This is a genomic window from Methylobacterium sp. J-043, assembly GCF_022829505.1.
Classification (GTDB): domain Bacteria; phylum Pseudomonadota; class Alphaproteobacteria; order Rhizobiales; family Beijerinckiaceae; genus Methylobacterium; species Methylobacterium extorquens_A.
The window spans coordinates 1-4,512 of record NZ_JAKSYB010000062.1 but is presented as its reverse complement, the minus strand read 5'-3'; the positions used below and the strand labels follow the sequence as shown (position 1 = coordinate 4,512).

Below are 4,512 nucleotides of genomic sequence, written 5' to 3'. Positions count from 1 at the left end.
GCACTGCCGCGCGCCGTGACGTTGCCTGCCTTGGCGGTGATGATGTCTGTGCCGCCGATGCCCGGCTAGGTGCTCTCGATCGATACCAGCACTACTGCGGTGAACACGGCCCGGCCGTTGTCACCGAGGATGCCGTGGTTGCCCGCGCCGACATCGATGGAGTCGGCGCCTGCGCCGCCGATGATCGTGGTGTCGCCGTCGGACGCGGTGATCGTGTCGCCGCAGCCGACAGCGGCTCGGCCCCCTTCACGAACGGGAGGCTCGCGACCATCCCCTCGGTGGCGACCGCGATCGGCGGCGGAGACCGGATCACAGCCTCCGACGTCGACCACACGATCGTCGGCGGAGCATGCGCCGACTACATCGATGCCGGCGCGGCCAACCACTTCATCCTCGGCGACCACGGCCGGGCCGTGTTCACCGCAGGCGTGCTGGTCTCGATCGAGAGCATCGATCCGGGCATCGGCGGCAACGACATCATCACCGCCAAGGACGGCAACGTCACGGCGCTCGGCGGCGCGGGTGCGGACCGGATCACGCTGGGTAAGGGCACGCAGGTCGTGCTCGGCGACAGCGGTTCGGCCACCTTCGCGAACGGCAAGATCCAGGACATCACCTCGATCGCGACCGAGATCGGCGGCAACGACACGATCACGGCGGCCGACGGTGACACCACCATCATCGGCGGTGCCGGCGCGGACGGCATCGATGTCGGCGCGGGCAACCACGTCATCCTCGGCGACAGCGGCAAGGCCCGCTTCAGCGCCGGAGCACTGGTCTCGATCGAGAGCATCGATCCGGGCATCGGCGGCGACGACACCGTCACCGCCAGGGACGGCAACGTCACGGTCATCGGCGGCGCGGGCGCGGACCGGATCACGCTGGGCAAGGGCACGCAGGTCGTGCTCGGCGACAGCGGCTCGGCCACCTTCGTCGCGGGCATCATCGAGACGGTGACCTCGACGGCGACCGAGATCGGCGGCAACGACACGATCGAGGCCACCGAGGGCGACACCACGATCCTCGGCGGTGCGGGCGCGGACACGATCAAGGTCGGCGCGGGCAACCACGTGATCCTGGGCGACAGCGGCAAGGCGGTGTTCCGCAACGGCCGCGCCCAGCGCATCGAATCGATCACGCCCGAGGTCGGCGGTGCCGACATCATCACGGCCGAAGACGGCGCCTCGCAGATCATCGGCGGTGCGGGTGGCGACACCATCACCACCGGCGCGGGCAACCACGTCATCCTCGGTGACAGCGGCGAGGCCGACTTCACCGTGACGGTGACGAACGGGTTCACGACCAGCGTGCTGGCGCGCATCGCCACGACGGCGCCCTCCATCGGCGGAAGCGACACGATCACCTTCGGCGCGGGCAACAACGTCGTGCTCGGCGGCATGGGCGGCGACACGATCAGGGGCGGCGACAAGGGCGCCATCATCCTGGGCGACAACGGCATCGTCACCTTCGATGCCCTCGGCCGGATCCAGCGCGCGCTCTCCTTCGACACCGCGATCGGCGGCGACGATACGATCACCATCGGCGACGGCAACAACGTCGTGCTCGGCGGCACGGGCCGCGACACGATCACCATCGGCGACGGCAACAACGTCGTGCTCGGCGACAGCGGCCAGGCCGATTTCGAGGCCGGCATCATCGTCGAGATCGCCAGCATCAGCCCGGAGGTCGGCGACAAGGATACGATCGCGCTCGGCAGCGGCCGCAACACCGTCATCGGCGGTGCCGGCGGCGACAGCATCACCGCGGGCATCCGCAACGGCGTGAAGCTCGGCACCGGCACCAACGTCATCCTCGGCGATGCCGGTCATGCCCGGCTCACCACCGCCGGCCTGCCGATCGTGGTCGAGACGACCTACGACAACGTCGGCGGGGACGACACGATCACGGTCGGCGACGGCGTGGCCGTGATCCTCGGCGGCTCGGGCAGCGACCTCATCTCGGCCGGCAATGGCCGCAGCACCGTGCTCGGCGACAACGGTGGGGCGACTTTCGACGCGCAGGGCCGCGTGCTCCAGGCTGCGACCACCGCCGCCACGGCCGGCGCGCGCGACGAGATCACCCTCGGCGATGGCGGTAGCGTCGTCATCGGCGGCGTCGGGGCCGACAAGATCCAGACCGGCTCGGGCGCCGACGTGATCCTCGGCGACAACGGCAGCGCCGTGTTTGTGAACGGAATCCTGGTCTCGATCGAGACGATGGAATCCACCTTCGGCGGTGGCGACGCCATCGTGGCGGGCGAGGGCGACAACGTGGTGTTCGGCGGCATCGGGGCCGACGACATCACCACGGGGGCCGGTCTCGACATCATCCTCGGCGACGACGGCGCAGCGACCTTCGCGCAGGGCAAGCTGGTGCGCGTCTCGACCAAGAACGAGAGCGTGGCGGGCGACGACATCATCCGCGCGGGCGACGGCGACAACGTCGTGCTCGGCGGCTCGGGCAGCGACACGATCACCACCGGCATCGGCGCCGACCTCGTGTTCGGCGACAACGGCGCCGTCGACTTCGTGGACGGCGTCCTGCGCGAGGCTCTCAGCGAGCGCGTCGGCGGTGGCGGTCGCGACACCATCGTCACCGGTGCGGGGGCGGACCTCGTCATCGGCGGCCTCGGCGGCGACACCATCGATGCCGGCAAGGACGATGCGGACGCCGACATCGTGTTCGGCGACAACGGCCACATCACCTTCGATGCCCTCGGCCGCGTCTCGCTGGCCGAGACCGTCGATCCGACGCTCGGCGGCGACGATGAGATTCTGGCGGGCGCAGGCGCCAACCTGATCCTCGGCGGCGCGGGTTCGGACACGATCACCACGGGTGCCGGCGCGGACATCGTGCTGGGCGACAACGGCAGCGTGATCTTCGCAGGCGGAATCCGCCTCGAGGCCAAAAGCGACCTGTCGGGCGGTGCGCGCGACACCATCGTCACCGGTGCCGGCGCCGATCTCGTCATCGGCGGCCTCGGCGGCGACACGATCGATACCGGCAAGTTGGATGCCGACGACGACATCGTCATCGGCGACAGCGGTCACATCACCTTCGACGAACTGGGTCGCGTCATCCGCGCGGAGGCCACCGATCCGACCGCCGGCGGCGACGACAGCATCGATGTCGGCGGCGGCAACAACATCGTCATCGGCGGCGCGGGCTCCGACACGATCACCACGGGCGCCGGCGCGGATGTCGTCCTGGGTGACAACGGCTTCGTGACCTTCACAGGCGGAATCCGCCTTGAGGCCAAGAGCGATCCGGCCGGCGGCGCGCGCGACACGATCCGGACTGGCGCCGGCGCCGACCTCGTCATCGGTGGCCTCGGCGGCGACATCATCGATGCCGGCAAGGACGATGCGGACGACGACATCGTCTTCGGTGACAACGGCCACGTCACCTTCGACGAGCTCGGCCGCGTCAAGTTCGCTCAGAGCATCGATCCGACCAGCGGCGGCGACGACAGCATCGAGGCCGGCTCCGGCAACAACATCGTCCTCGGTGGCGCGGGTTCCGACACCATCACCACGGGTTCGGGTGCCGATGTCGTCCTGGGCGACAATGGTGCGGTGACCTTCTCAAGCGGAATCCGCCTCGAACTGACGAGCGGTCGTGACGGCGGTGCTGCCGACACGATCACCACCGGAGCCGGCGCGGACCTCGTGCTCGGCGGCCTCGGCGCCGACACCATCGATGCCGGGGGGAATGATGCCGATGCCGACATCGTCTTCGGCGACAACGGCCATGTGACCTTCGACGGCCAGGGCCGTGTGAAGCGGGCCGAGAGCCTGGATTTCGGCCTCGGTGACGACGACAGCATCGATGTCGGCGGCGGCGACAACATCGTCGTCGGCGGCACCGGTGCCGACCGGATCACGGCGCTCGGCGGAAACGATGTGGTGCTCGGCGACGACGGTCGTGCCACCTTCGAGTCCAGCGGCCGCGTGAAGCGGGCCGAGAGCTTCGACCTCGGCTTCGGCGGCAACGACACGATCGATGTCGGGGCCGGTGACAACGTGGTCATCGCCGGAGCCGGCAGCGACGTCGTGACGGCGCTCAGCGGCAACGATGCGGTGATCGGCGACGGCGGCTATGCCGAGTTCGAGGCCGGCGTGCGCGTGGTCTTCGTCTCGACCGATGCCACGGGCGCCGGCAACGATCGGATCGTGGTCGGCGACGGCGACAACGTCGTGCTCGGCGGCTCGGGCAACGACACCATCACGACCGGCGCGGGCGCCGACGTCGTGCTGGGCGACAACGGCACGATCCGCTTTGCAGGCGGAATCCGTCTGGAGATCGTCAGCGACCGGATCGGTGGCGCTGCCGACACGATCACCACCGGAGCCGGCGCGGACCTCGTGCTCCGCGGCCTCGGCGGAGATACGATCGATGGCGGCCAGACCGACAGCGACGCCGACATCGTGTTCGGCGACAACGGCCACGTCACCTTCGACGCGACCGTGGGCGCTATCCGGGCCGAGAGCCTCGACGACAGGTTCGTCGGCG

At 69.7% G+C, this 4,512-nt stretch carries 1 protein-coding gene; it reads left to right on the top strand.

From position 1 onward, the window contains the following. Positions 1 to 134 precede the first annotated feature (134 nt). Positions 135 to 4,512, top strand: a 4,378-nt coding sequence (locus tag MKK50_RS17955; RefSeq protein WP_499024253.1) for a beta strand repeat-containing protein, incomplete at its 3' end; no start/stop codon positions are given.